The sequence below is a fragment of the Wandonia haliotis genome, from assembly GCF_039523435.1.
GTDB classification, from domain to species: Bacteria; Bacteroidota; Bacteroidia; order Flavobacteriales_D; family Crocinitomicaceae; genus Wandonia; species Wandonia haliotis.
Genome location: NZ_BAAAFH010000016.1, coordinates 1 through 2,433 on the forward strand (window position 1 = coordinate 1; position 2,433 = coordinate 2,433).

A 2,433-nucleotide genomic window follows, 5' to 3' on the forward strand; every position below is an offset into this window, starting at 1 on the left:
TTGGTAACACGATTAGTATCGTAGAAATATTTAATGTGTCGGATGGTGTGTCCGGTTCTAAAACCAAGGATTTTTACAGCGGCCAGACTAACAGTGAGGGTGTGTTGTATGTGACCGAAAAGTTTAATAAAAATAGGAGGTATGAGGTTTTTGTCGGACAATTTCCGGAAGAACATTGCTATCTCAATAGAATGGGATACACCTGGTCAGTAGGAGAAGCCACGGATTTAGCGTTTGAGTATGCACCATGTGCATATTTGAAATGGAGAATTGAGAATGTGAATTGCGGAGGTGAAAGTGATTTTATAGAAGTATACTATTTAGGTAGAGAGGTTGGAGGTCAAGAGCCTCCAATAATAGGAGCGTTAATAAGAGAGGGGGGAGGGTGTTACTTTTTCGAAAGTGAGGGCTTTAATGATGTTCCCATGGGCGAACGTTATTATCGACGGGAGGTTACCCGAAATGGAATTACAGAGATTTTTTATGATACAATTTACCTAAACGCAGGGGAATTTTACACGTATGAAATCAACTATTGATGAGTAGGTGGTTTACATATCTGTTGATTTCGTTGTTTCTGTTTTCGTGTACGAAGAAGGAAACGCTACGGGTAAGTGTTGTAAATGTAGTAACAGGAGAGCCTGTTGTTGGCAACACGATTAGTATAGTAGAAATATTTAATGTGTCGGATGGTGTGTCCGGTTCTAAAACCAAGGATTTTTACAGTGGCCAGACTAATAGTGAGGGTGTGTTGTATGTGACCGAAAAGTTCAATGAAAATAGACGGTATGAGGTTTTTGTCGGACAATTTCCGGAGGAACATTGCTATCTCAATAGAATGGGATACACCTGGTCAGTAGGAGAGGCAACGGATTTAGCGTTTGAGTATGCGCCATGTGCGTATTTAAAGTTGAAAATTGAGAATGTGAATTGCTTGAGTGAGGAGGATGAAATATTTTATAGAAGGTTTTGGTTAAGTGGAGGAGAGTCAACAAATGGAGTTTCTCAATACGGTTGTTTTTCTTATATCGGGAATTATTTTGATGTTCCAATGGGAGAATATAGGTATGAATGGGAGGTTACTAGAAATGGAGTAACAAACTATTATGATACGGCTTTTTCTATAAATGCAGGGGGATATTATGATTTAGAAATCAATTATTGATGAGTAGGTGGTTTACATATCTGTTGATTTTCTTGTTTCTGTTTTCATGTACGAAGAAGGAAACATTAAAAATAAGTGTAAAAAATGTAGTAACAGGAGAGCCTGTTGTTGGTAACACGATTAGTATAGTAGAAATATTTAATGTGTCGGATGGTGTGTCGGGTTCTAAAACCAAGGATTTTCACAGCGGAAAAACCAACAGCGAAGGAGTACTTTTTGTAACAGAGAAGTTTAACAAAAACAGACGTTACAAAGTTAAAGTAGGAAAGTTTGTGGAGGACGTATGCTACATTAACAAGTCTAACGAGAATTGGTATGTTGGTGCTAATACAGAGATCAATTTTGAATATGCGCCATGTGCGTATGTAAAACTAATTATTAATAATGTTAATTGTGTTGGAGAAACTGACTCATTAGTTTTATTTCAGGGGAATGAACTTGGAACATTCGATTTTTCATCTCCGTGGGTGCATACTGGTTGCGCTTATTGGGAATCTCCAGGAGGACCAGACGGTGCTCCAGTAGGTTATTCAAGAGTTCCAATTGGTGCTAATTATTATCGTTGGAAGGTTATACGAGGAGGGACTACTAATTTATATGAAGATACTCTTTTAATAAACGCAGGAGAATTTTACACGTATGAAATCAACTATTGATGAGTAGGTGGTTTACATATCTGTTGATTTCGTTGTTTCTGTTTTCATGTACGAAGAAGGAAACATTAAAAATAAGTGTAAAAAATGTAGTAACAGGAGAGCCTGTTGTTGGTAACACGATTAGCATAGTAGAAATATTTAATGTGTCGGATGGTGTATCGGGTTCTAAAACCAAGGATTTTTACAGCGGCCAGACTAACAGTGAGGGTGTGTTGTATGTGACCGAAAAGTTTAATAAGAACAGGAGGTATGAGGTTTTTGTCGGACAATTTCCGGAGGAACATTGCTATCTCAATAGAATGGGATATACCTGGTCAGTAGGAGAAGCGACGGATTTAGCGTTTGAGTATGCGCCATGTGCGTATTTAAAGTTGAAAATTGAGAATGTGAATTGTTCCGGAATAACTGATAACTTTAAATTATTCCATGAAGGAAGTACAATCGGCTTTAACAATTTTGCTCAAGGAAATCCGATTAGGGAAGGAGAAGGATGTTACTTCTACGAAGCATCTAAATTTTCGGACGTCCCTATGGGTGAGCGTTATTATCGACGGGAAGTTACGCGAAATGGTATTACAGAGATTTTTTATGATACAATTTACCTAAACGCAG

4 protein-coding genes are annotated in these 2,433 nt (G+C 37.8%); all 4 read left to right on the plus strand.

Annotation, left to right across the window (positions count from 1 at the left end; genetic code table 11):
- On the plus strand, positions 1 to 539 hold a 539-nt coding region (locus ABDZ97_RS12225; RefSeq protein ID WP_343788054.1), incomplete at its 5' end, for a hypothetical protein.
- Positions 539 to 1,165 carry a hypothetical protein gene (locus tag ABDZ97_RS12230; RefSeq protein WP_343788056.1) on the plus strand — a complete coding sequence of 209 codons (627 nt, stop codon included), beginning with the start codon at positions 539 to 541 and terminating at the stop codon, positions 1,163 to 1,165. The genes ABDZ97_RS12225 and ABDZ97_RS12230, both read left to right, overlap by 1 nt.
- Positions 1,165 to 1,821: a hypothetical protein gene (locus ABDZ97_RS12235; RefSeq protein ID WP_343788058.1), complete on the plus strand. Its 657-nt coding sequence runs from the start codon at positions 1,165 to 1,167 to the stop codon at positions 1,819 to 1,821. Before ABDZ97_RS12230 ends, ABDZ97_RS12235 begins: the two co-directional genes overlap by 1 nt.
- Positions 1,821 to 2,433 (plus strand): hypothetical protein (locus tag ABDZ97_RS12240; RefSeq protein ID WP_343788060.1); only part of this gene is annotated, 613 nt, incomplete at its 3' end. The genes ABDZ97_RS12235 and ABDZ97_RS12240, both read left to right, overlap by 1 nt.

Bases quoted from the DNA above. Each gene is read 5' to 3' on its own strand.
- ABDZ97_RS12230 (WP_343788056.1), top strand. From the start codon at position 539: ATGAGTAGGTGGTTTACATATCTGTTGATTTCGTTGTTTCTGTTTTCG.
- ABDZ97_RS12235 (WP_343788058.1), top strand. From the start codon at position 1,165: ATGAGTAGGTGGTTTACATATCTGTTGATTTTCTTGTTTCTGTTTTCA.